The sequence below is a fragment of the Acinetobacter sp. genome (assembly GCF_039596015.1).
GTDB lineage: Bacteria > Pseudomonadota > Gammaproteobacteria > Pseudomonadales > Moraxellaceae > Acinetobacter.
Map to the genome: position 1 here is coordinate 21,770 of NZ_JBCNKN010000008.1, position 25,779 is coordinate 47,548.

Below are 25,779 nucleotides of genomic sequence, written 5' to 3' on the forward strand. Positions count from 1 at the left end.
GTACAATGAAGACTTTAATTTTTTAGGAGGAAAACTTAGAAATAAGTTTTAAATAGAACTTTAAAACTGGCAGAGGATCAAGGACTCGAACCTTGACGAACGGTTTTGGAGACCGTCATGCTACCATTACACCAATCCTCTATTTTATGACCATGCTACACATCGCCATAAAAAAAGCAAGATGTTACCTCTTGCTTTTTCAACTTGGTGGGGGCGAAGAGACTCGAACTCTTACACCTTGCGGCGCTGGAACCTAAATCCAGTGCGTCTACCAATTTCGCCACGCCCCCAATGGCTGTGTATATTAGTGATCATACGCTTTATTGGCAAGTGCTTTTTCAAAAAACCTCAATCAAATGTACAAATAAAAAGCACAATTCATGTAATAACATGAAATCTAGATACTTATTCATCATATCAAAAATTGAATTGCCTGTTCAGCTGTTAAAAACCGCTGTGCTTTTTGTCTAGCCAATAAACCATCTAAAAATTTTTGGAACAAATGATACGGTTTCGGCAACTGGAAACTCGATGTCTGACAATGAAATACAGCCCAATCCTGATAGTTTTTCACTTGAATAGAGGATTGGTTAAGCCATTCAAAAACAATGATCCCTAAAGCATATAAATCGGTTTGTTGACTTTTAGGTTCTAAATGAAACAATTCAGGTGCCATATAGCGTGGTGTTGCATTCAGTGGCGTATCACAGGATGAAACTGCCAAGGATTGCACCTGCTCAAAGTCTAATAACTTAATGTTGTTCTGGTAAAAGCGTAAATGTGATGGCTTTAAATCTCCATGCACCAAACCCATTCGGTGAAACGCTGCAATACACGCCAAAATTTCCAGCAATCTTTGGTGGATTTTTTCGAGTGAAAGTGTCGTAATTTTGGGTAAAGCAGGATCACTATGGACTGTTCTCAACATGTTCGGATGCATTTGTGTTGAGTCTGAATATAAAACTTGGGATGGCAAAATAAATGGCGCAAATAAGTTTTGCTGATAAGTTGCCATTTCTTTTTCAAAACCAGCAATATATTGCGTATGCCCGCCAATATCTTGATATTTCAACCAATACAGCTTGTCATGCTGCTGTAAAAGATAAATATGTCGCCCAAAAGCAAGGCTCTGCTCGGGTGTCTTTTCTATTATCAGGTCATATTGTTCTTTTTGAAAAACAGCGCACTTCATTGAACTGTACCAAGCCAAGCGCTAAGGTGCTACATCTGGTGTTTGTAATGCCTGCAACACATGCTCTATGGTTTTACCAATACGCGCATGGATTTCAATCACCGAAACTTTTGGCCATGTCGCACGCTCCCCTTCTTTTTGTAGTAATTTAAAAAGATGTGGGCGTGGATTTTGAACCATATATAAATAATGTTTCAGGTTATATTGAGCAAAAATATTCACATCACCATAATAGCGTTGGTCGACGATACCATAGCAGTTATCAAGTAACCGCCTGACTTGCGGCACAGACCCGATACGTTCTCGAGTAAAATCCATGATACCTTTGGTGATGACTTTCCCCTGACGGCGAATAATTCGTTCAGGCCAACTCAATAAATCACGGCGATAACGATCTGCATCGCTTTGCATAAAAGGCACGATATGCGGATTCACCTGACAGGCTATCGTATAATTAATATTATATAGCCGTGACATTTTTTCCTGTGGGAAATCACTTCGCATACTTCCATCGACCCAAAAAGTATTGGACATAAACGGTGTATGCTGTCCATCGTAGCGTTTTGCAGTAAGGTGCACAGGTGGAAATAAAATCGGTACTGCACATGAGGCTAAAGTTGCACTCCATACCAATAAATCTGGTGCAGTAAAACGGTTTAAAATCGAGGCATTCTGCGAAGCATCATAAGGGGCAACAGCAATATTAATATTTAGCCCTGAACGCTGGTATGCTTCTTCAAAAGTTAAATCACCTAAGTTTTCTATCAGGAATTTTTTTAAATAGCGGACATCGGCAAAACCGCCCTTTTCTTTCCATAATGACTTCAGTGATCTGAAGTGAAAGGCATCGCTAAAAAAATGCTGTCCACTTAAAATCCGATCAATTTCATCTGAAGTAGAAACCCCAAGCATTGCCGCCATAATTGCGCCTGCACTTGACCCAGACAAAACACGTGGCATTAAATCCTGTTCACGTAAGACTTTACAGACACCGCTATGAAACAACCCCAAAGTTGCGCCACCCGAGAACATTAATGCAGGTTGCCCATAAGCCACTTGGCAGTTTTCAAAAAAGGTGATTTTCTCAGCCAATGGTAGTACCGATGAATCTGTTTGGGCGATATGCTTTAAACCTAAATTAACTTCATCAACATAGTCTTCAATAATTTTTTTTGTTCCAACATGACTCACCACAAACAACATCGGATGACAAATGTTAGCAATATCATAGGTTAACCCCTCACGTAAGATATACATGAGGTCTTTAATGCGGTCTTGCTGACGATATTTTTTAAGCAATCCTAAACGATGAGAGATCACTTCTGCATCAAAATAAGGGGATGAGTTTTCATATTTCCATTCTTGAATACCTGACTCTTCATCAAGCTGTAATGCGATCTCTTTCCATTCCTGATAATTTTCAGCATGTGCAAGTTGTTTCTGGAGTTTACTAATCCGATATCGTTGTAATTTTTGTACATTTTCAGTCAATAGATTCAGCATCTTTTCTCTCAGTAATCCAATGATCTTGATGGCTTGATGAAATCGGTCATTCCTTTCACGTTAACTTATGTCTAATATGAAGATCAATTGCTATTTTGATTAATTTAAAGTTTATTGATATTTCATCCATGATTGGCAATCGGAAGCATTTGTGAAATATCAACAGCGAATCAAATGGCGAGATAATCGTACTTTTTAATTTCTTATAATAAGCGGATCACTATGGCTCAGTTCAATTTACCAGAAGATATGCTCCATCTTATACAAAATGTACTTGTACAATTGCAGCAAACTCTCCCTCCTGCCAAAACAGAAACTGATTTTTCAGCACCAGCCTATAAATGGCAAAAGCAGCAATTAAAACCAATTCATCAACCTAAAAAGATTCGTTTAGATGACTTAAAAGGTATTGAACGTCAAAAACAAAAAGTTATTCAAAATACTTTACAGTTTTTAAAAGGTTTACCTGCAAATGATGTTTTGCTGACAGGTTCCAGAGGGACAGGAAAATCATCGATTGTCCGTGCCCTTTTAAGTGAATATGCAGATCAGGGACTACGCTTAATTGAAATCGAGCGGGATGATTTATCTGATTTACCTGAAATTGAAAAATTGATTCAGGGTCGTCCTGAAAAGTTTATTGTCTATTGTGATGACCTAGCTTTTAATGCTGAAGATGAAAACTACCGCAGTCTAAAAAGTGTTTTAGATGGCTCATTAGAATCTGGAAATAATAATTTTATTATTTATGCCACCAGTAACCGTCGCCATTTATTGCCCGAATTTATGCACGAAAATACACCTGTTACCAAAGTAGATGTCCCCCAATATACAGAGTTGCATCCACAAGAAGCGATTGAAGAAAAAATTTCTCTCTCTGACCGTTTTGGTTTATGGCTGTCTTTTTACCCAATGGATCAAGGACTTTATTTAGACATTGTTGAACATTATCTGCAAAAATCCGATTTGGCATTAACCGATGAAGCACGTGCCGAAGCACTAAGATGGTGTCAATCACGTGGTCAACGCTCTGGTCGAGCAGCCTATCAGTTTTCTAAACACTGGATTGGTTCCACACGTTTACAAGGCTAATTTTTGGTCGATATTCATCATCTAATTTAGATCATGTTTACGACATAAATTTTTAAAATATTTCAAATAAAAATGATGAAATTGAGTCACTCTCAATTAAGCATTAAATGAAGAAATGCTAGAAATGGTCTAATTTTATGCATGGCTAAAATCTCATTTTAGCCATGCAGTCAATCACAGATGAATAAGAATATTAGTGACAGCATCATCGACACTATTTGCACGATAACAACTTGGTGGCAACAACGGACTATTCACATAAACCAATGTTTGCGCTACGGTAGAGCGTACACGTGCCAGTTGTAAGTCGATCTGATGGTCTTGCAAACGCTGTGCGAACGACAAAAGTTCTTCAACACTACTACTATCCAAACTCGGACATTCCTCAATATTGATAATCAGATGTTCAACTTTTTGCTGTAAAGCCTGCGCTAAAATGAGATTAAATATTTTTTCGGCATTCGCAAAAAAAATCGGTTCATCTGGTCGGGCAATCAAAATATTGGCAATCGCTTTCGCCTCGGGAAATCGTGCCATATCAACAAAGTCATGCCCATCATCCAGACGTCCAAGCCATCGCACTTTAGGCATCGCATAACTCTTCAACATCATGATAATACTAACCATGATTGCAATCATTAATCCATTTAACACACCAAAAACGATTACGGCGCAAATGGATGTCAAAACAAGAAAACGATCTTTTTTCCAGATAAAATATTGTTTGAATGGCGAAATTTGAATATGTCCACTAACCGCATAAATCACAATACTCGCCAAAATAGGTTCAGGAATATCACTGATATATTGGCGAAATAATAATAAAAATAGTGCGACACTCAAGGCAGCAACCCATGCAGATTTTTTTGTTTGCGCCCCCGCAGCTTCATTGGCAGAAGTTGCTGAATATCCCGCACCAACAGGCATCCCCTGAAAAAGCCCAGAAAAAATATTGCTCACCCCGAGTGCCAGTAAATCCCGATTTGGTTCAGTTTGATCATTATATTTCAAGGCAAAGGTTCGGATTGAGGTATATGACTCGGCATATGCCATAAAAACCACCGCAATCGAAAGTTCAGCCAGTTGCAACCACATATTCAAAGAAAGATCTGGAAATTGGAGTTTAGGTAAAGCAAACTCAAACTGACCAACAGAGGCAATATGCCATTGGGCAATATACCCTTGAAGATTGAGAACAATCCCCACCACAACCAATAACAAAGCAATCGGTAGTGTCCTAAATCGCTTTCCCACCCAAAGTGTAATAAAGGCAACGATCCCCATGACCAGAGCGTATATATTCCACTTTGGAAAATTTTGTAATATCTCCCAGATTTGTCGAAAAAAATCGGCATGAACGGTATGTATTTGCAAAATCGAAGGGAGTTGTTTTACCGCAATACTTAATGCCAAACCAAAAGAAAATCCTTTCAAAACTGGTTTTGCAATAAAATGTGTGACCTCACCTAATTTAAACAAGGCACTAAAAATAAATAAAACCCCTGCCAAAAAGACAATTGCATAAGCCAGACTGGCTCTTTCAACTGAAGATGCCACAACCAATGTCGCTAGACCAGATGCTAAAACCGCAGCAGAAGATGATGTTGACGATACAATCGCAAAACGACTTGAACCAATAAGCCCATAAATGCTCAGTCCAACCAATAAAGCAATCAGACCACTTTGGGGAGACAAACCTGCAATATTTGAATAAGCAATCGCCTCAGGCAGTAATAAGCCCGCCATTGAGATTCCCGCAATAATATCCAACCGTAAAACTTTATTTGTTATAGGAAGCATTTATTTCTCTTTTTAAAATCAATTTTATGACTCAATTGTATAGCGCTTTTTCTTTTTATTACATCTCAATCAATTGGCTGTATCGGATCACTTTTATCATTACAAAAGCGGTTTTAAAATCGATTCAATAGCTGGATATATGAATGCTCCATAACGTGACATATTGTTGCTAGTGAATACTCATCAAAATTTCATCGCATTACAACAACAGAACGACAATTAAAAATAATTACGGATGTTTTATGATTAAAAATAAGCTTTAAATCAAATTTTAAATACGATTTTTTATCAAAATAAATCTTTATCAGATATTCAACTTATTCAAGAAATGGTAAAACTATATCCATAATGACGAATTACCTTTATCGAAATACAACAAACAACAAGGATATATCATGCACACAATAGGACATTTAATTAATGGTGAAATTTTAACACAAGCACAGCGGACGCAACCTGTTTACAACCCTGCTACAGGTGAAATTTCCAAACAAGTTGCAATTGCCAGTAAATCCACTGTAGAAAAAGCCATTACCGCTGCGGCAGAAGCATTTCCTGCGTGGCGTGACACGCCTGTGATTAAACGTGCGCGGGTTATGTTTAAATTTAAAGCATTACTTGAACAACATGCCGATAAGATTTGTGCGCTGATTGGCGAAGAACACGGAAAAATTGTCCATGATGCCGCAGGTGAGTTACAACGCGGCATTGAAAATGTTGAATATGCTTGTGGTGCACCCCAGTTTTTAAAAGGTGAATTTTCAAAAAATGTCGGACCAGATATTGACTCGTGGAGTGAGTTCCAACCACTTGGCGTAGTCGCGGGCATTACGCCATTTAACTTCCCTGTGATGGTACCGCTTTGGATGTTCCCAATGGCAATCGTTTGTGGCAACTGCTTTGTACTCAAACCATCTGAACGCGATCCTTCATCGACCTTATTTATCGCCCAATTACTCAAAGAAGCGGGCTTACCCGACGGCGTTTTCAATTTGGTCAATGGCGACAAAGAAGCGGTAGATACCTTATTGCATGATCCACGAATTAAAGCGGTCAGTTTTGTTGGTTCAACCCCCATTGCTGAATATATCTATACCACTGCCACAGCTTCAGGCAAACGCTGCCAAGCACTTGGCGGGGCAAAAAATCATGCGATTGTCATGCCCGATGCCGATATTGATAATGTCGTGGCATCATTACTGGGTGCTGCTTTTGGCTCTTCAGGCGAGCGTTGTATGGCACTTTCTGTTGCGGTTGCCGTGGGCGATGAAATTGCAGACCTATTCATTGAAAAATTAAAACCCGAAATTGCCAAATTAAAATTCGGTCATTTTTCAGATAAAAATAATGATTTTGGCCCTGTGATTACGGCGCAACATCAGGCTAAAGTTATTGGCTATATCGACAGTGCAGAACAGCAAGGTGCAAAAATTGTAGTTGATGGTCGCCATGCAGCGCCACAAGGTTATGAAAACGGCTTTTTCGTTGGCCCAACTTTAATCGATCATGTTTCCAAAGACATGAGCAGTTATCAGCAAGAAATTTTTGGCCCTGTTTTACAGATTATTCGTGTTGCGACCATGCAAGAAGCCATGCAACTCATTGATGAGCATGAATATGGCAATGGAACTTGTATCTATACCCGTGATGGCGAGGCTGCCCGTTACTTTACGACTCATATTCAGGTAGGTATGGTGGGCGTAAACGTCCCGCTTCCTGTACCTGTGGCTTATCATAGTTTTGGTGGCTGGAAACGCTCATTATTTGGTGATCTTTATGCTTATGGCCCAGATGGCGCCCGCTTCTACACCCATCGAAAAACCATCACACAACGCTGGCCCTCTACTAGTGTTCGGGAATCAAAACAATTTTCAATACCATCTTCGCAATAAGTAATCTCCTCCTCATCCATTTATCGTCAGATAAATGGATTTTTAATGTCTATATTTTTTCAATGTATAAAGTTTGTGAAGCATTGCATTATATGTGCAACCACAAATCCTTTTTTAAATGAGATATGACATGAAATATTCACAATTCTAATGTTAAGATATATAAACCTTCTCATTTTTTGATAAAAAAGCTTAAGACTTTCTTATATTAATCTAAAAAAAATTCCACACTTGTTAAAATTTAATATATTTCAAATATTTATAATAAATACATAACTAAAGTGATCTTAATAATTAAATTATCTAATGCCTGCTGTATTTTTAGTACGTTGCAGGTCGTGAGTGATGAACTTAGAACAACTCAATATTAATCTTTTTTATATTTTTAATGCATCAGATCATCCTAGCGCCCTGATCAAACAATTAGCTCTCTTTTCATCAAACTATTTAATCGCAATTATTGGTGTGGTTCTGCTTGCACTTGCTTTTTTAAAGAAAGAACAGCGATATTGGCATGCTGTTTCATTGTCTTTATGTTCTATCGCTGTTGCGCTCATCACAGCAAAAATCTTTTCATTATTTTATTATCATCCTCGTCCTTTTGTTTTGCATATTGGTCATACACTCATCCATCATGCGAAAACGACTTCTTTACCAAGTCATCACATGCTCGGAATTGCAGCCTTAGCCTTTAGTTTTCTAGTATTAGGATTTAGAAAAATCTTTTTTGTACTGTTTATCAGTAGCCTACTCATTGGTTGGTCAAGAATGTATCTTGGCGTGCATTTCCCATTCGACTTAATTTCAGCCGAAATCTGGGCACTGATCAGTGTTTATTTAATGAAAAACATCAGTACTTATCCATGTGATAAATTAATGGCACGTTTTTCGCGTAACACGACAAAATCGCCACTTTAAGCAACATCGACACAAAAATTGACGCCATTTCGCCCTTCTCTTTTTACACGGTATAAGGCTTTATCTGCATGTTCTAACCACTGCAAGGTAGAGCCACACCCTTGGGCGGGCGCAATACCCACACTAATCGTAATCTTAAATTGATGATCCCGTGGAATACTAAGCCGCTGTACCTTCTGACAAATTTGATGCGCCAAATCAATGACATGTTGATCATCATAGTTAAATACAATAATCGCCAATTCATCCCCACCATAACGTGCAGGTATATCTTTTACCTGAATGCTTTCTTTTAAAATATTTGAAATTTCGATCAGGACATAATCCCCTGTTTCATGTCCATAAGTATCATTCACCTCTTTAAAGTTATCAACATCGAGTAATATGAGGTGAGCAACACATCTGCCACGTTGTACCTTAACGAAAGTACTCACCAAATGTTGCTCAAAAAAACGTCTGTTGGGGATTTGTAATTGTGGATCAATCATCGCAATTTTTTCAATTTCCCGATTCTTTTTACTTAAACTCATGGAAAGTTTTCGAGAAACGATACTCAAGGCAATCATATAAATTGTTGCCAAGGGCAAAGTAAACCATACTATTTTCGGCGTAATACTTAAATTGACAGGAAACCCTAAAAGTGTCCAAACACATAATAGGGAACTCATAAGAACCAGCATGGATGAACGTAATAATTTCCAGCCACCTGCGGCATAGCGATCTGCAATAAAAATTGAAATCAGGATTAGTGACGGTAATGGATTTAATTCCATGAGGGCAATCCAAATTCCCCCAAAAAAAGTGTCGATAATCAGGCTATATTTTTCAGCTTTCACTGAATCTTTTGCATTAGTGGCAAGATAAAAAGCCAATATCGGCCAAAAAAAGGCGTTTATAGCTAAAAGTAACCAAACCCAAATCCGATATGACAACATTGAAATGACAGAATAAAAGGATAAAAAACACAAAATTGTCCCCAGTTGCCGCAAGATAAAAACACGAACGACATACCTTTTATTTCTTTCTCTTAATAACTCTTCATTTTCTATAAGGTAAGGCATCTTTTCTCACCAAATCAAATTGTATGCAAACAGCCAAGATTTGTTATTTTTATCACCACTTCTCAGCCTCCCCCTTCTCTACAGAGAAATACTCAATAGATATGCTTTATTTTTGATTATCTTTAAAAATAGTTTATAAAATAAACAATTTTTCCTCAATAAAATTAAACGGATCTTCAAAAGAAATTTTATTTACACAAAATAACATTCTATTTCCACTATAACAATACCAATTGAATCAGTTGTTTAATGCTGCTGATAAGTCTATAAAAAATGAATTTTTTGACGATATATTGCGATTTTAACTCAGGCTTAAAGGATTTTTCTGAGGCAGCAAAAATTAGTTCCGCAATACAATGTCTGCCTGTATTTAATTCCTGATTTTATTTTCCCCTTGATGGAAAAATGACAACGAACTCCCGACAACGATTGTTATTTTTCTCTCAAATGGTTTAGTTTTTCACCACAATGTGGGCAATAGTGATACGGCTTTTTTTCTAATTCTTTTTCCTCAAGAGATTGTTCTCGCATCAATTGCATTAAAATTTCATGTGTTTGCTCTTTTCTCAGACCAACCTTACGGCGGATTTTTTCTATTTTTTCTTGATCTTGTATTAAATCCACTTCATCGGCTATCAGCAATTCACGGAACTCCTGTTGTAAATGTTGCTGTCTGGCGTTTAATTCATTTGCTAAACCTGTCGCCAGAATACCTGCGGGTAATGCAGCCAAACCTACTCCTAAAATTGTGATTATTGCTCCTAATATTTTACCGAGAACAGTGACAGGGGTTACATCTCCATAACCCACAGTCGTTAATGTAACCACAGCCCACCACATTGCTTGAGGAATAGAACCAAAATCGTCTGGCTGTGCTTTATTTTCTGCAATATAAACGCCACTTGCAGCCATCACAATCATCATCATTAAAATAAAAATAACAGCTTGAAAAGACCCTTTTTCCCTTCGGATCACCGCCAGCAAAATCTGTAATGACACAAAATAACGTGTCAGCTTTAGTAATCTGACTAGCCTTAAAATACGTAAAACACGTAGATCAAAATGTACAAAGAAATTTAAATATGCAGGCAATATGGCAAATAAATCAATTATCGCTTCTCCGCTAATCAACCACTTACACCGCACTTTCCAAGCAGGCAATTCAGGTTGAGAGTCGACAATACTCCATAGACGCAATAAGTATTCTATAGAGAAAATAGCAATAGAAATATTTTCAAATAAGTCGAAATAAAAATGATAGCTGCGGTAAATCGGATTCACTGACTCAAGTAAAACAGCACTCACATTACTGATAATTAAAGCAATGAGAATATAATTTATAAGTCGATTTATTCTAGTATCATCATCTGTATTATGTAATATGTTATAACAGAAATGTCGAAACCGACGCCATTGAGAATTACCCATAAATGTAGGTTACACCCCAGCCCAATAAGCGTGTAATGTACCTCAAAATTTAAATCTTAGATATAAAAATCGGAGCGCTCAATTGCACCCCAATTTTTATTTTGCTCAATACAATATAAACAGTATTTATGCGTAACGCGCTAAACGCTCTGTCAACAAATCAAAGAATCCGTCACGGTCAATGGTGTTCATAAACTCAGCGTTCGCAGTACGATCTGTTACACGCCACCAGTCTGCAACCGTTGCGCCAACAGTTAAAGGACTGTCTGTTTCAATTTCAACATTAATATAGCGACCTGTAAATAATTCAGGTTTTAGCATATAAGCAATTACACATGGATCATGCAATGGCGCACCTGCTGCCCCATATTTTTCCATATCATAGCGTTCAAAAAAGTCTGTCCACGATGCAACAGCCGTACCAACCAACGTGTTCATAGCACGAAGTCCTTCGACCCACGCTTTAGAGGTTAACGCCTTATGTGTAACGTCCAGAGGAATCACAGTCAGTGGAATACCCGCACCGAACGCCACTTTGGCTGCTTCCGGGTCTACAAACATATTAAATTCTGCTGATGGTGTGATATTTCCACCTTCAAAAAAGCCACCACCCATCAATACAATTTTTGCAATACGTGATGCAATATCGGGGGCTTTTAATAATGCCTGAGCCGTATTGGTCATAGGCCCCAATGAACAAATGGTAATGGTTTTTTCTGGCGCATTACGCAATGTTTCAATAATAAAATCAACTGAATGTTGTGCTTGTAATGGCATGTTCGGTTCTGGCAATTCAATGCCATCCAAGCCTGTTTTACCGTGAACATTTTCAGCAGTCACCAAAGCACGTTGTAATGGCTTATCGCATCCTGAAAATACCCGAATATCCTGACGACCTGCCAATTCACACACTTTACGTGCATTTACATGGGTTAAAGCAAGAGGTACATTGCCCGCAACTGTGGTAATCCCCAAAACTTCTAATTCTGGACTGGCAAGCGCCAATAAAATTGCCACTGCATCATCTTGTCCTGGGTCGGTATCGATAATGATTTGAGTCGGTGCTTTAGACATTGAATAACCTTTTTAACAATATAAAAACGAGTACCTCGTAAGAGGCGTGTATTTAAACCGATCTGAAGCCATAAGCCAAATACAATGAGCTAAACTCTGAACAATCTCAAACAAAGTATAATCAATTGGATGCTAAATCAGGATTTTCCCATCTTGAATCACTTTGAGTTCTTTCATTCGCTCGGCATGGTATTGACCCGCAGTGTAGCGTTGAGACAGAACTACCTCTGCTCTCGGCTGCAAGAAAAATGGCATCGAGATACGTTCTTTATCTATCGAATGACCTTGATGTTTAATTACACGATGTGTCGTCGATGGATAATAATGTCCCGAAGCTTCTTGCAACATATCCCCAATGTTGATGATCAATGAATTGGCTTCAACAGGTACATCAAACCACTCACCTTCGGTATTTTTTACTTGTAAACCAGAAGCCGTCGCAGCAGGTAAAATCGTAATCAGGTTAATATCTTCATGCGCTGCTGCACGAATATATTCATCTTGTGTATCGACAGGTGTGTAACGTAGAACCCGCAATAAACTTTCCGCCCCTTCAATCATATTGGGTAATGGTTCATGGTACTGTTGCTGGATGTAACTGGGTGTATAGGTCTGAATCCAGCCTAAAAGCTGTTTTGCAAGTTCAAATGCCTGTTGATAATAATATAACGCTGCATCTGATACTTCATCTGGGTAAATACCAGATGGAAAAATATGAAAAAATTCTTTTAAGTCTTTTGTAGTCGCACCTTTTGCGGTTTCTGAAAGGCTGGTTGGAAATAAACCACCTTTTCGTTCAGATGACACAACATAGCGATATTTATCTTCGGAACGGAAAAAATCGAGCCATTCATGATAAATCTGCTGAATTAATTCCCAATTTAACGGATGGTTAATTAAAACGGCAAAACCCGTGGTGCGTAACGAATATGTAAAAAGCTCACCTGCTTGTGGATGTTGATAATCAACAGTCGCTATTTGCATATTCACCTCTTATCATTATTTATCGTATAAATACGATAGCTGATCCCCTAAAAAAGAAAAAGAACTTTATGTAAAAGTCCTTTTCCCATTTCACTTAGACGACTATTGGAACGCTTTACATCGAAAAGCCTAAACATATTCCTGCAATTGTGGCGCTCATCAAGTTCGATAAGGTCGCTGCCAATAAAGCACGCATTGCCAACTTAGACAGTACAGGGGTTAAACTTGGTTCAACAACACTAAATGCGCCAATCACCACACCAATTGAACTAAAGTTTGCAAATCCACATAGTCCAAAAGAAATAATGGCGGCTGTATGAGGTGAGATTGAATGGTCTGCCAAATGTGGGGCTAAACCTAAATAAGCCACAAATTCGTTAATTGCTAACTTTTGACCAAGCAATGAACCTGCAAGGCTGGCATCATTCCAGTCAACGCCCATCATATACGCCAAAGGTGACAGGATATAACCAAAAATAGCGTCAATCGATAATGTCGGATGACCAAATAAACCACCCACGCCACCAATTAAACCATTTAGCAAAGCAAGTAAGCCAACAAATACCATAATGACTGTACCCACACCAACCGCAATTTTTAAACCGAGCATTGCACCTGTAGTTGCAGCTTCAATAATATTGCTTGGCTTGTGGTCACCAAAAGTTACATCTGTTACTTCTACGGTTGATTCTTCTGTTGCTGGGCTGAGTAAACGCGCAAATAAGATTCCACCGGGAATCGCCATGAGCGATGCAGCAAGTAAATATTCCATTGGAACACCCAAACCAGCATAGCCTACCAACACCGAACCTGAAACTGCTGCCATACCACTACACATTGCAGTAAACAATTCATTTTTATTCATTTTTAATAAAAATGGACGCAATGCAGCAGGCAATTCATTTTGACCAATAAAAATTGTGGTGACCGCAGCAAAAGATTCAATTTTGCTAATCCCTAAAAGTTTTTGGAAAATTGTCCCCAAACCTTTAATCAGCACATTCATGACTTTTAAATAATACAAAATTGAAATCAGTGCTGTGACATAGACAATTGTCGGTAAAACTTTAAATGCAAAAATGAAACCAGCGCCATCAAACACTTTATTCATTTTATCACCGACCAATGCGCCCAATAAGAATGAGCTTCCCGCATCCGCATAGCCAATAACTTTATTTACACCCATCGCAAGTTGTTCAAACATGAACTTGCCTGCGGGAATATATAAAATCACGATGCCCAATAAAAATTGCAACCCAAGTGCAGGCAAAATTGTGCGAAGCTGAATTGATCTTTTATTATTGGAAAAAAGATAGCCAATCAATAAAAGAACCAGTATTCCAATCAGGCCGCGGTAATAAAACATAGAGTTCTCCGTAATCTAAATGTCAGTACTCGGTGTCTGGGATCTATCGTCATGTATTGACATGATTCTAACCGCAGGAGCACTCAAAAGTATCTGGAACTTAGTTTACAAAATGTTGAATTCCAAAAGATTAAATACAAGCCGTACTCAAAAATGAGTCAAAGGAACAATACAAATTTCATGCCAGGCAACTGACATCAAGCCTTGTTCGTGCGGGAAACGACTTGCACATCGAAAATAATGCGCACAAAAAAGAAGCAATTAAAATTAATTTGTTGTTAACTAACATAAAATTAATTTTAACTACTTCTTGGCTGCTAAATTTAACAAAATTCTCCCAAAATATCGACCATTTTTTTCATTATTGTTATTTTTGATAATACATTTGCTATGTTTACATCACTGAACAATGTTGGGTTTATTGGCTTTTTAGCGCTGTTTTCAACACAAAATATTTTTTATCCTTTATTTTTTAAGATACTCATCTATATAGAAAATTTAGGTCATGATGTAAATAATATGAGCAAATAAAAGAAGTTTTACATCAATTCAAAGCCAAACACGGTATCATTTGCAAAATATAAGATTTTTTTAATTTAGGTTACACATGAGTTCTAGCCAAAAATTGGTCGTTTTGGGCAGTATTAATGCTGACCATATTTTGACCCTTGAGCATTTCCCTCATCCCGGACAAACTCTGACAGGACAAAACTATCAAGTCGCTTTTGGCGGTAAAGGTGCAAATCAGGCCGTTGCCGCAGGTCGTAGCGGTGCAAACATTAGTTTTATTGCTTGTGTTGGTGAAGATGATATTGGACACCGCATTAAAGCCCAATTGGAAAAAGACCGTATTGACACCCATGCCGTAAGCCATATAAAAGATCAATCTACAGGTGTTGCGCTTATTTTTGTCAATAAAATGGCAGAAAACTGTATTGGGATTTGCGCAGGTGCAAATGCTTGTTTAAGCCCAGAGTATGTTCAACAACATGCTGACCTGATTCGTGCTGCACAGGCACTGCTTTTACAACTTGAAACCCCAATTCCAAGTATTATCGAAGCAGCGAAAATCGCGCATCAATCGAGTGTTAAAGTGGTCTTAAACCCTGCACCTGCACGTGAATTACCTGAAGAATTATTGCATTTGGTTGATATTATTACCCCCAATGAAACCGAGGCACTCAGCCTGACAGGTGTGATTATTCACGATGAAAAAGATGCAGCAGAAGCAGCCAGCGTATTACATGGTAAAGGCATTAAAACGGTAGTAATTACCATGGGATCTCGTGGTGTCTGGCTAAGTGAAAATGGTCAAGGCCAATTGGTTTCAGGTTTTAAGGTTAATGCGATAGATACCATTGCCGCAGGTGATACATTTAATGGCGCCTTTGTAACCGCACTATTAGAAGGAAAATCAGCACTAGAAGCTGCACGTTTTGCCAATGCAGCCGCAGCAATTGCAGTGACTCGTTCAGGTGGACAACCATCTGTACCTTGGCGTGAAGAAATTGATGCATTTCTTGCAACAAAATAAACGCTATAACTTTGTGGCCAATTGTGGTTTAATAGCCTCAGTTTGAGATGAGCCTCATACAGTATATGACTTGATTCATATACGACTAGCCCCTAACCATGGGGCTTTTTATTGCCTGTTTTGTAAAGAATTTCTTATAACTTTATTTATTGAATAAAAATATCTAACATTTAATTTGGCTCGATGTCATAAACCCAGTTTCTTGCCTGTTTATCTGTCGTGGTTTCACAAACGTAGTAATCATGATCCCATGCATCTTGATGGAAAATTTCCATTTTTCGGTAAGTGACTTGTTTGTTATTTTCAACACAGATAAAGCGATCACCTTGGTCTTTAACAGCAGAACCGTTAAGAAAACCTCCGATACAGAGGAAGCGGGATTGTTTGGGCATTTTCACACCATCTTATCTACATCAGTTTACAACTCATAGATTAAATGATTTATTCAAGATATTGTAAATTATATAAAAATTTCTTACTTAATTATGCATATAACATTTAGATATTCTACAAGTTAGAACGGTAAGTCATCATCTAAATCTACTGGTTTTAATATAGCTTGAACCATATTTTTATCCCATTCATTAATATCCATTGATTTTAATTTTTTGTCTTCAGAAAATAAATTTTTTGCAATTTTTATCTTTTTTCCTTCTTTATTTTCCCATATTTCAAATTCATTATCTACATTAAACAGCTCAAACATATATCCAAAAGCATTTAAAAGTGTATTCAATTCTTCTTCATTGGTAAAATAAACTCTAATATTTGTATTTATTGCTTTTTTAACAGCATTAAATACAGGATGATTTGAGAATAGAATCTCATTTATCGCTTCATTCCCTTTTGATTTTTCATTAGTAAGATATGTAACTAATTGTTTTAAAGTTTTAGCTGTATCTTTTAATTCCTCTATAAGTCTAAAATCCTTTTGTTTTGAAACATCACTCAACAAACTTTGGAATAAACTTGCCCACTGCTCCTGAAGATAAAGAATAATATCATTCGAAGTTTCAAATCCAGTATATTGATTATTAATTGGTAAAGCAAAAACTTCATCTAAAAATTTATATATCCCAATATCATTTACTGCAGAAAACTTCATCAACTGTATAATTTTTTCATTATCTTTATTATGTTCGTAGGTTTTATATTCATGTAAAACAGCCTTTTCAACAAAAATATATACTTGCTTACCTTTCTCTAAGGCTATCTTTAATTCTTTCTGTGAAATTGAATAACCACCACTTTCAAACGCTGCGGAACCGAACCTTCCACCAATAATCGAAATTAAAATATCACAATTATCAATTTCTTTATAGCAATAATCTTCTAATCTAGCTAAATTTGAATATGGAATATGCCCTTTTTCATTCAAAATTGGATCATAATTCCTTTCTTTAATGTAACGCTCAAGATCAGAACGAATATTTCTTAAATCATAATAAGTTGAACTAATAAAAATTCTAGGTTTTGCCATTTTTAAGTAGATATCATTATATTAAATTCTACTCATTCTAATTTTTCCACAATTTAAAATCAATGTTCAAATAAAATAAGGGCTGAATTAATCAGCCCTTATCGTCACTCAATTCAATTCATTTTTCAATAAATTAAGACAATTGAGCCGCAGCAATTTTCTTGGTATCAACATTTTTAGCAGCATCTGTATACTCACCCATCTTATCGAAGTTCAAGTATTGATAGATGTCAACAGACATGCTGTCGATTTGAGCAGCATATTCTTGATATTCTGCTGGCGTTGGTAATTTACCAAGTACCGCAGCAACAGATGCAAGCTCAGCAGAAGCCAAGTACACGTTCGCACCTTGACCTAAACGGTTCGGGAAGTTACGTGTAGAAGTAGATACACAAGTCGTATTTGGTGCTACACGTGCTTGGTTACCCATACATAATGAACAACCTGGCATTTCAGTACGAGCGCCAGCTTTACCATAAATGTTATAGAAACCTTCTTCCATCAATTGATGCTCATCCATACGTGTTGGTGGAGCCAACCATAGACGAGTAGACAATGAACCGCCAGGTACTTTATCAAGTAATTTACCCGCAGCACGGAAGTGACCGATGTTTGTCATACAAGAACCAACGAATACTTCGTCAATTTTAACGCCTTGAACATCAGAAAGAAGTTTTGCATCATCTGGGTCATTCGGGCAGCAAAGAACAGGTTCTTTAATGTCAGCAAGATCAATTTCATATACTTTTGTATATTCAGCGTCTGCATCAGCTTTAAGAAGTGATGGATTTGCCAACCATTTTTCCATGTTCTCAACACGGCGCGCCATTGTACGTGCATCGCCATAACCTTGAGAGATCATCCACTTCAACATTGTGATGTTAGATTGTAGATATTCAGCAACTTTCGCTTCAGAAAGTGTGATTGAACAACCTGCAGCAGAACGCTCAGCAGAAGCATCAGAAAGTTCGAATGCTTGTTCTACAGTTAACTCCGTTTCCATTTCTGTTAAGTCGATTTCTAAGATACGACCAGAGAAGATGTTTTTCTTACCTTTTTTCTCAACAGTAAGATCGCCTTCTTGGATCGCACGGTAAGGAATCGCATGTACAAGGTCACGTAGAGTGATACCTGGTTGCATTTTACCTTTGAACTTAACAAGAACTGATTCAGGCATATCAAGTGGCATAACACCTGTTGCTGCAGCAAATGCTACAAGACCAGAACCCGCTGGGAATGAAATACCAATTGGGAAACGTGTATGTGAGTCACCACCAGTACCTACGGTATCAGGCAATAACATACGGTTTAACCAAGAGTGGATAATACCGTCACCTGGGCGTAAAGAAACACCACCACGGTTCATGATGAAATCAGGAAGTGTGTGTTGCATTTGAACGTCAACTGGTTTTGGATACGCAGCAGTGTGACAGAAAGATTGCATTACAAGGTCAGCAGAGAAGCCCAAGCAAGCCAAGTCTTTTAATTCATCACGTGTCATCGGACCAGTCGTATCTTGCGAACCAACAGTCGTCATTTTCGGTTCACAGTAAGTACCTGGACGAACACCTTGACCTTCTGGAAGACCGCAAGCACGACCAACCATTTTTTGAGCTTGAGTAAAGCCTTTACCTGTGTTTTCAGGTTGAACTGGAACACGGAACAAAGTAGATGCAGGAAGACCTAAAGCTTCACGCGCTTTAGCAGTCAAACCACGACCAACGATTAAGTTGATACGACCACCCGCACGAACTTCATCTAGCAGTACTGGTGTTTTCAATTCAGATTCAGCGATTTGCTCGCCAGCTTTGAATGCAGTTACTTTTGCAGCAGCATGATCAATCTTAAGAACGATTTCATCGCCCATGTTCATGTTAGCAACATCAATTTCTACAGGTAATGCACCCGCGTCTTCCATTGTGTTAAAGAAGATCGGCGCAATTTTACCACCTAAGCAGTAACCACCGTCTTTTTTGTTTGGAATGTGAGCGATTTCATCACCGAAGAACCAAAGCACAGAGTTTGTTGCAGATTTACGAGAAGAACCCGTACCAACAACATCACCCACGTAAGCAACTTGGTTGCCTTTTGCGATTAATTCTTTGATTTGGTTTAATGGACCAACTTCACCTGGTTTTTCAGGATTGATACCATCACGCTCGTTTTTAAGCATTGCATTCGCATGCAATGGAATATCAGGACGGCTCCAAGCATCTTGTGCAGGTGACAAGTCATCAGTGTTGGTTTCGCCAGTCACTTTAAATACAGTGATTTTGATTTCTTCAGGAACATCTGGACGGCTTGTGAACCATTCAGCGTCAGCCCAAGATTGAAGAACAGCTTTCGCATTTTCGTTACCTGCTTTCGCTTTGTCAGCAACGTCATGGAATGCATCAAATACAAGAAGCGTTTTTTTCAATGCTTCAGCAGCTAAGCCTGCCAATTGAGCATCGTCTAAAAGTTCAACTAAAGGTGCTACGTTATAACCACCAAGCATAGTGCCTAGCAAGTAAACCGCACGTTCTTTAGAAACTAATGGAGAAGTCGCTTCACCTTTTGCAACCGCTGCCAAGAAAGCTGCTTTTACATAAGCTGCTTGGTCAACGCCTGCTGGTACACGGTTTTCAAGCAAATCAACTAAGAATGCTTCTTCGCCTGCTGGTGGATTTTTTAATAGTTCGACTAAGTCAGCAGTTTGAGCGTCATCAAGTGGCTTCGGTGGGACTCCGAGTGCAGCACGTTCTGCAACGTGTTGGCGGTAAGCTTCTAGCACGGTGATATTCCTCTTTTTCTAAAAAATTACTTATGAATTCCAGCCTGTCCTATAGCCTCATAAGTAATATGGACATTACAAATTCTACTAAACTTATACCTAAAAGTTAATGCAAGCAAAGCATTAGTTTATGATGACGATTATTTTTCTACGAAATACCCATTTGTTTTAAATTCCGTCTTTTACACTTGCAATATTTATTTTTATCATTTATTTCAAATCAATGCTTTATTTTTCAGGATGGATTATTTTTTTTAGAAATGAGTCAGCTTATTTTTCACCATACTTGTTCTATTGAGCAAAAACATCAAAATATCTAAAGCCCTGATAGATCGCTTTCTCTAAACGAAGTATTCAACATCATCACAATATTGAAATGGTCTTAGCCAAAACTTTTCAAAATCCACCATAAACGCCATTGATACATCATCTTTGATTCAGAAGTTTTTTGACCTTTCAGGCGTAACCTGCATTATCAGCTCAAATAATCAGATATAAAACAAAGTTCCGCCCATCTTTTTTTTAAAAGAGAAATCTTTATCAACATTTTTTATGCAAAACGGTTCATTCAGAATGTCCAAATGAACCGTTTCGTCTTGAAATGCTTAAAAAATTTGCGCTGTACAGGAATAACTCACGTTACCAATATCTGTAAAACGTCAAAAATCTCTAATCCAGTGCAATAAAGCCTATATCAATCATCAATAGTTATGAAAGTGACTTAAATTATTGTTGGTTGGTTTGCTTTATACATTCTTCATAACGGCCTTTACTAAAGTTTTCCATAGCTTGTTGTTGTTTTTCTAGTTGGTCATATACAGGAACTTTGTATGCCTCTTCAACGAGATTAACCAGAAACTTTTGGGCGTGAAGTTCTTGTACTTTTTTAGCATGTTCTAAAGCCGCTGCTTTTTGAATATTCTGCTGGCGATCAGTCATAATGTTATATGCAGCGCCAGGAATCGTCGTACAAAAATTTTGCCATGCTTCTTTTGGAGATAACTGTTTCGATTGCCCACATCCCACCATTCCTATAACAGGAATCATCATTAGCAAAAATTTTTTCATACGTTTACTCCGCACAACTGTGCAAATACTTAACAAATATTATGAAATGATCTACCTCATTCATTCAGGGCAGATCATCTTTTAAACTAGAAGCGCCAATTATAAAAAATATCGATGGCACGTTCTACTGATTGACTTGCTTCAAGATACATTCGTTTATTCATTTGATAACGCAATGTCAGTTTATTGATGTTGGTAAATACCCCAACCCCATAACGTAAATACAAATCAGGAGTAAGATAGCCAGTCACACTGACTTGCGTATCATCACCAGTACCCTGTGCATCCAACGCTAAACCACTGAGTCCAAATGTACGACCAATCTGATTGGTAAACGCACGCGTTCCGCCCAAACCAAGACTAATACCAGCAGCAGCAAGGGTATTATTTACATCAGACTTAAAGCTTTCTGTTTGGCTTAAGCTACTACTGCCTTCATTGATACGCCCTGTGACCAGTGCATTTAATGCTTCTTGTTCAGATAAGCCACCATCGTTATAGATCTGAATATTCGGTACAGATGCCGTACCTGAAATTCTGACGCCAACTAAAGTGCTCGAAATACTCTTGGTTGCATCTATATCCAATGTTGGGTTTGCCAATGGACCATTAAAACGTGCAATGGCTCGGTTTAAGCTCAGGGTTTGACCATACGCTTCAATTTTGACTTTTTGACTGATCCCTAATGCACCGTTTGCACTCATTGCAGTTTCTAGTCCACGTTGTGTTAAATACAAACGCCCTGTTAGAGGGATACGGCTATTAAAACCTTGGAAAATAACTTGTTTACCCAGTCTTAAATCGACATCAGCTTGAATATCCCAAGGTTTTGACAATCGCAATACTTGCAATGGGTCTTCACCTTCGTGCAATACACGAACATCTGGGGAGACATTGACAACTGTTTTGGTCGATTCAGGCATATTAATTAATGCACGAGGAACATCAATACTGCCTTTAATCGACAGACTACGTTTTAAAGGATAAACATTTAACGCCATATCCGAATTAATAACAGCCGTGATCAATGGCGCCTGACGTATCAGTAAATTATCGCCTTTTACATTTAATTGTAACTGTGGTTCGCCTGACCAATCGAACATGCCGTCAATTTTACCAACACCACGCCCACTGTTAAACGCACCCTGAATAGAAGCTTGACTTTGACGAATGGCCGAATAGACCTGCAAATTACTAATATTCACAGGCAATGAAATCATACTTAGATTACCATTTTTCAGGCGTAAATCACCTGTCACTAATGGTTGTTTCAAGGTTCCATTGACTTTACCTGCAAAAGTCAGGATTCCGCCAATTGAACGTGCATCCTGAATAAACGGTTTCAGGAATTTTAAATCCACCTGATCAAATGCAACTTCACCTTGCATTGGTAAATTATCATCATATGGATTAATCGTAACATTGGCATATCCTGTACCAATATTGGCCGTTTTGGCATCTACGCGTAATTGCAACCCTTGCGGAACACTCTTCGCAATTAAACTTAATTGTTGGTAACTGGTTGTTGTCGAAGGATCCTCAGGGTCATCTGCCGTAATCCCGATTTGTCCGTTTTGTGTGATCAGTTGTGCATCAATATTTGGATGTTTACCTTGAGTCCAAGATGCTTTTGCATAACCATTCATTTCACCTGTCATTGCCAAACCATCTGGCATAAAAGCAGTAAAATCTTTCAAATCAAGGTTCTTAGCAACAAATGAAACATTTCCAGCAGTCGGACTAACTTGAATAGGTTGATTAAAACAAAGTTGACTTTGGTTGCTTAACCAACAATGCGCACCAATATAAAGTTGTTTTTTCGTTGCGTTATAAACAACATTGGCATTTTGTTGCTGTTTAAGTACCGCCCGAACAGAGTCAAAAACACCCTGTTGTAATTGACCTAACCAATCATTATTGGCATTAAAACCACCTGCCAGTTGCATATAAAATTTTGAATATCTGTTCCAACCCTGAAACTGAACAATATGTGCTTTACGTGTTCCACTCATGGTCACAGCTGCATACTGGATTTCACGTTTACCCCAGTGCATATTGTTCATTTCTGACTTTAATATTGTCGGAGAGGTTTCAGATGTCGGTAATTCGCCCCGAATTCTGAGTTTTTGCACACTTACAGTATCTTTAAAACCAAAATTATCTACTGCCAAATTTGCAGTCGCTTTTAATCTTGGTTGTGTTTCTAGGTCGAGATAACCATAAGCACGTCCACGCAAACCGTTATATACCGCATACAATGCAGGGGCATTAATTTGTAGATGCAGTTTTTGAGCATCTCCCGTTGCCTGAACCTGATTTCCCGCATAGGCAATAAACAAGTTATTGGCTTCAAAGTGTTGCGGGATCAATCCATTTTTTGTGGTGTTCAATAAAACAGAAAGATTACCTTTACCACGTATAACCTGTCTATTTACCATACCTGCCAAATTCAACTGTTGAATTGAGATACGTTTTAAACGGTCTGACCAAACGCCTTCTGTTTGCAAAACACCCGATATTTCACCTGTCAGGTTTGAAACAAAGTATTGAGGTTTAAAGCGAACCAAAGAGGCATTGGCTTTCCAGCTAATCCCATTTTTCAGGCTAACTAAACCATCTGCCAATATTTTTCCAGCAACACCTTCATGACTAAATCTTGAAATTTTGACAAAATCAGATGTACCAGACAGGTTCACCTGTAATGTACCTGCACTATTTTGTATGCGATTAGACTGTAATGCACCAGCATAACGTACAGCATAGCCCTTCATGCCCCCGCCCGCTTTTTCATCATTAAAGACAACAGCAACAGTGCTATTTCCTGTTAAATGTACAATTTCGTTGTTTTGCTGTGGAATTCGACCCAACAGGTCAATTCCTTTAAATTCCATGATGTGCTGATTTTTTGTTGCATAACCATTTGCCTGTACTTTCCCATTGATCAAATCTACAGGCGAACTTGCTGTCACCGTTTGGGGGTTAAAGTTTTTCGCATTTAGTTGTGCATTCCATTTAAGCTGACGTTTTTCAGTTGGTAGAGCAACCAACGCCTGCCCAGTAAGTCCACCTTGTTCCGTAATATATTTAAACTCTGGAATATTCAAATCATTATTTTTGAAAAATAACTTTGCCTGATATTGCCCTGTAGGCAAAAATCCCTGTTCATTCTTTTTAACGGTTGTACTGACCTGTATATCATCTTTACCGTTATTTAAAGTTAAACCAACCCGACCTTGAGCACTGTCTAACCATCCGATATATGGCATAGCACGGTTAATATTTTTCCAGTCAACGGTTAGCAGCATAGGTTGAATCTTTTTATTCACCTCAGCCGCCTGATCTAATTTTAAATTCCAGATTTCACCCTGATCAAAATTGACCAGACCAGTGACATGCAAACCTTTTTCCAATTTCCCTGTTGATGCAATCGCACCATCCAGATTTTTAGGCAGAAAATCTCTGACTGTCTGAGGAAGCACCTGATCTGTAGGCTGCATTCCTTTCATGCGACCCTGAATATCCCAATGAACCGTTTTTTCCCAACTGACTACACCAGAAGCGTTTAATGAACCTTTCATGACCTGACCATCAAACTGATGAATATCAAGCTGATGTACATAGTCGGTAGACATTTCGGCATGATAAATGCCCTCAGGAATATTCTTTCCACTCAAATTTGTATTTAAATGAATATTTAACCCCGAAGCTGTTCCATCGAGTCTCGCTATACCCGATTTTGCTAATAATTTATAGTCGGTTAAAAATGGCAAATGATAGTTTTTAAAATTTAACTGACCATACATAGGAACATGTTGACGAACTGGGTGGATAATAATCCGACCTGTCAGTAAATCTGGCGTATGTGTTGCGATCCCCGCAGTAATCGTATCGAGCGTTCCAAGAGCATGAATCGACATGTCATGGATATTGATACTTTTTAACGAGGGAATATTCATCTTAGCTGTTGCTTGAAGTGGATATTTCCCTTCAAATTTCATTTGCCCAGTCGCTTGCTTAACAGCCAAATATCCCATATCAAAACTGGAGTTTTTAAAACTTAACGCTGTCCCTGACCACAGCGCTTTATTTAAGTGAATATCATGAAAATCAACTTTGGCTGTTGTGGTTTTAATGGTGAGTTGATCGACTGTCGCTTTCTCCAGACGTAAAACAAAAGGCAATTTAATTCGGTTAAATTTAAATGCTTCATTCGATGATGGTTTTTTATCAATAATTTCTAATTTTTCAATATCGGCTCGACTAAAATGTAATTCTTTTTGAACAATGGCGCGCCATCCAATAACAACATCAGCACGCTTAACTTTGACTTCAATCGGGTCTAAATTAATATTTAAGTTAGCTAAAATAAGACCATTTAAAAAGTTTCCACGCTCATATTGGTATTGAATCATTTTTTGATTTTTCAACACTCGGTCTAATAAAAACTGACTGCCTCGATCTGTCGAGAACATTACCGCAATTGCCCCAATCAATAAGACCAGCAAAAATAGCAATAGCCATAATACGTTTTTAATGATACGACCTTTTGGTGAATTAGAATTTGATGTTGTTTGTTCAGCTTGTTGCTGTTGTTCAGCCATAAATTAAACACAC

At 38.0% G+C, this 25,779-nt stretch carries 17 protein-coding genes and 2 tRNA genes; 4 read left to right on the forward strand and 15 right to left on the reverse strand.

Translation table 11 applies throughout. The features are described 5' to 3' along the window. Positions 1–67: 67 nt before the first annotated feature. From ABDV70_RS09415 to ABDV70_RS09430, 4 genes are all read right to left on the reverse strand, one after another. Positions 68–141, reverse strand: a tRNA-Trp gene (locus ABDV70_RS09415). Between the two features lie 64 nt (positions 142–205). Further along, positions 206–290 (reverse strand) — tRNA-Leu (locus ABDV70_RS09420). 122 nt (positions 291–412) lie between these two features. Next, entirely contained in the window at positions 413–1,192 is a 780-nt protein-coding gene (locus tag ABDV70_RS09425; protein ID WP_343597293.1) for a protein kinase, read from the reverse strand. Positions 1,193–1,213: 21 nt separating this feature from the next. Next, entirely contained in the window at positions 1,214–2,695 is a 1,482-nt protein-coding gene (locus tag ABDV70_RS09430; RefSeq protein ID WP_343597295.1) for a DUF3336 domain-containing protein, read from the reverse strand. A 222-nt stretch (positions 2,696–2,917) separates the two neighbouring features. Between ABDV70_RS09430 and ABDV70_RS09435 the strand changes: the two genes are divergently transcribed. Then, positions 2,918–3,787 carry an ATP-binding protein gene (locus ABDV70_RS09435; RefSeq protein ID WP_343597296.1) on the forward strand — a complete coding sequence of 290 codons (870 nt, stop codon included), beginning with the start codon at positions 2,918–2,920 and terminating at the stop codon, positions 3,785–3,787. Between the two features lie 174 nt (positions 3,788–3,961). Here ABDV70_RS09435 and ABDV70_RS09440 read toward each other — a convergent pair whose 3' ends face one another. Then, entirely contained in the window at positions 3,962–5,587 is a 1,626-nt protein-coding gene (locus tag ABDV70_RS09440) for a SulP family inorganic anion transporter (protein ID WP_343597298.1), read from the reverse strand. Positions 5,588–5,982: 395 nt separating this feature from the next. Here ABDV70_RS09440 and ABDV70_RS09445 point away from each other — a divergent pair, with 395 nt between their 5' ends. Then, positions 5,983–7,479, forward strand: coding sequence for a CoA-acylating methylmalonate-semialdehyde dehydrogenase (locus tag ABDV70_RS09445; protein WP_343597300.1), 1,497 nt, complete (start codon positions 5,983–5,985; stop codon positions 7,477–7,479). Positions 7,480–7,824: 345 nt separating this feature from the next. Continuing rightward, the gene (locus ABDV70_RS09450; RefSeq protein WP_343597301.1) at positions 7,825–8,397 is read left to right on the forward strand and encodes a phosphatase PAP2 family protein; all 573 of its coding nucleotides are present in this window, start codon (positions 7,825–7,827) and stop codon (positions 8,395–8,397) included. Here ABDV70_RS09450 and ABDV70_RS09455 read toward each other — a convergent pair. From ABDV70_RS09455 to ABDV70_RS09475, 5 genes are all read right to left on the reverse strand, one after another. Further along, complete coding sequence (locus ABDV70_RS09455; protein WP_343597303.1) at positions 8,394–9,458, reverse strand: diguanylate cyclase; 1,065 nt, start codon at positions 9,456–9,458, stop codon at positions 8,394–8,396. The genes ABDV70_RS09450 and ABDV70_RS09455 overlap by 4 nt on opposite strands. A gap of 432 nt (positions 9,459–9,890) precedes the next feature. Continuing rightward, positions 9,891–10,886: an ion transporter gene (locus ABDV70_RS09460; RefSeq protein WP_343597305.1), complete on the reverse strand. Its 996-nt coding sequence runs from the start codon at positions 10,884–10,886 to the stop codon at positions 9,891–9,893. 126 nt (positions 10,887–11,012) lie between these two features. Next, complete coding sequence (locus ABDV70_RS09465) at positions 11,013–11,960, reverse strand: nucleoside hydrolase (protein ID WP_343597306.1); 948 nt, start codon at positions 11,958–11,960, stop codon at positions 11,013–11,015. Between the two features lie 132 nt (positions 11,961–12,092). After that, on the reverse strand, positions 12,093–12,944 hold the full coding sequence (locus ABDV70_RS09470; protein ID WP_343597308.1) for a 2OG-Fe(II) oxygenase family protein: 852 nt from the start codon (positions 12,942–12,944) through the stop codon (positions 12,093–12,095). A 115-nt stretch (positions 12,945–13,059) separates the two neighbouring features. After that, positions 13,060–14,310 carry a NupC/NupG family nucleoside CNT transporter gene (locus ABDV70_RS09475; RefSeq protein ID WP_343597310.1) on the reverse strand — a complete coding sequence of 417 codons (1,251 nt, stop codon included), beginning with the start codon at positions 14,308–14,310 and terminating at the stop codon, positions 13,060–13,062. A 607-nt stretch (positions 14,311–14,917) separates the two neighbouring features. On the opposite strand from ABDV70_RS09475, the gene rbsK reads away from it, so the two are divergent. Then, positions 14,918–15,844 carry a ribokinase gene (rbsK, locus tag ABDV70_RS09480; protein WP_343597312.1) on the forward strand — a complete coding sequence of 309 codons (927 nt, stop codon included), beginning with the start codon at positions 14,918–14,920 and terminating at the stop codon, positions 15,842–15,844. Between the two features lie 170 nt (positions 15,845–16,014). On the opposite strand, the gene ABDV70_RS09485 is transcribed toward rbsK, so the two are convergent. From ABDV70_RS09485 to ABDV70_RS09505, 5 genes are all read right to left on the reverse strand, one after another. Further along, positions 16,015–16,236, reverse strand: a complete 222-nt coding sequence (locus ABDV70_RS09485; protein ID WP_343597314.1) for a hypothetical protein — start codon at positions 16,234–16,236, stop codon at positions 16,015–16,017. A 122-nt stretch (positions 16,237–16,358) separates the two neighbouring features. Then, complete coding sequence (locus ABDV70_RS09490) at positions 16,359–17,324, reverse strand: DUF4062 domain-containing protein (protein ID WP_343597315.1); 966 nt, start codon at positions 17,322–17,324, stop codon at positions 16,359–16,361. 133 nt (positions 17,325–17,457) lie between these two features. Continuing rightward, entirely contained in the window at positions 17,458–20,097 is a 2,640-nt protein-coding gene (locus ABDV70_RS09495; protein WP_343597317.1) for a bifunctional aconitate hydratase 2/2-methylisocitrate dehydratase, read from the reverse strand. Between the two features lie 726 nt (positions 20,098–20,823). Continuing rightward, positions 20,824–21,165, reverse strand: coding sequence for a hypothetical protein (locus ABDV70_RS09500; RefSeq protein WP_343597318.1), 342 nt, complete (start codon positions 21,163–21,165; stop codon positions 20,824–20,826). A gap of 86 nt (positions 21,166–21,251) precedes the next feature. Then, entirely contained in the window at positions 21,252–25,766 is a 4,515-nt protein-coding gene (locus ABDV70_RS09505) for a translocation/assembly module TamB domain-containing protein (RefSeq protein WP_343597319.1), read from the reverse strand. Positions 25,767–25,779: the final 13 nt, after the last annotated feature.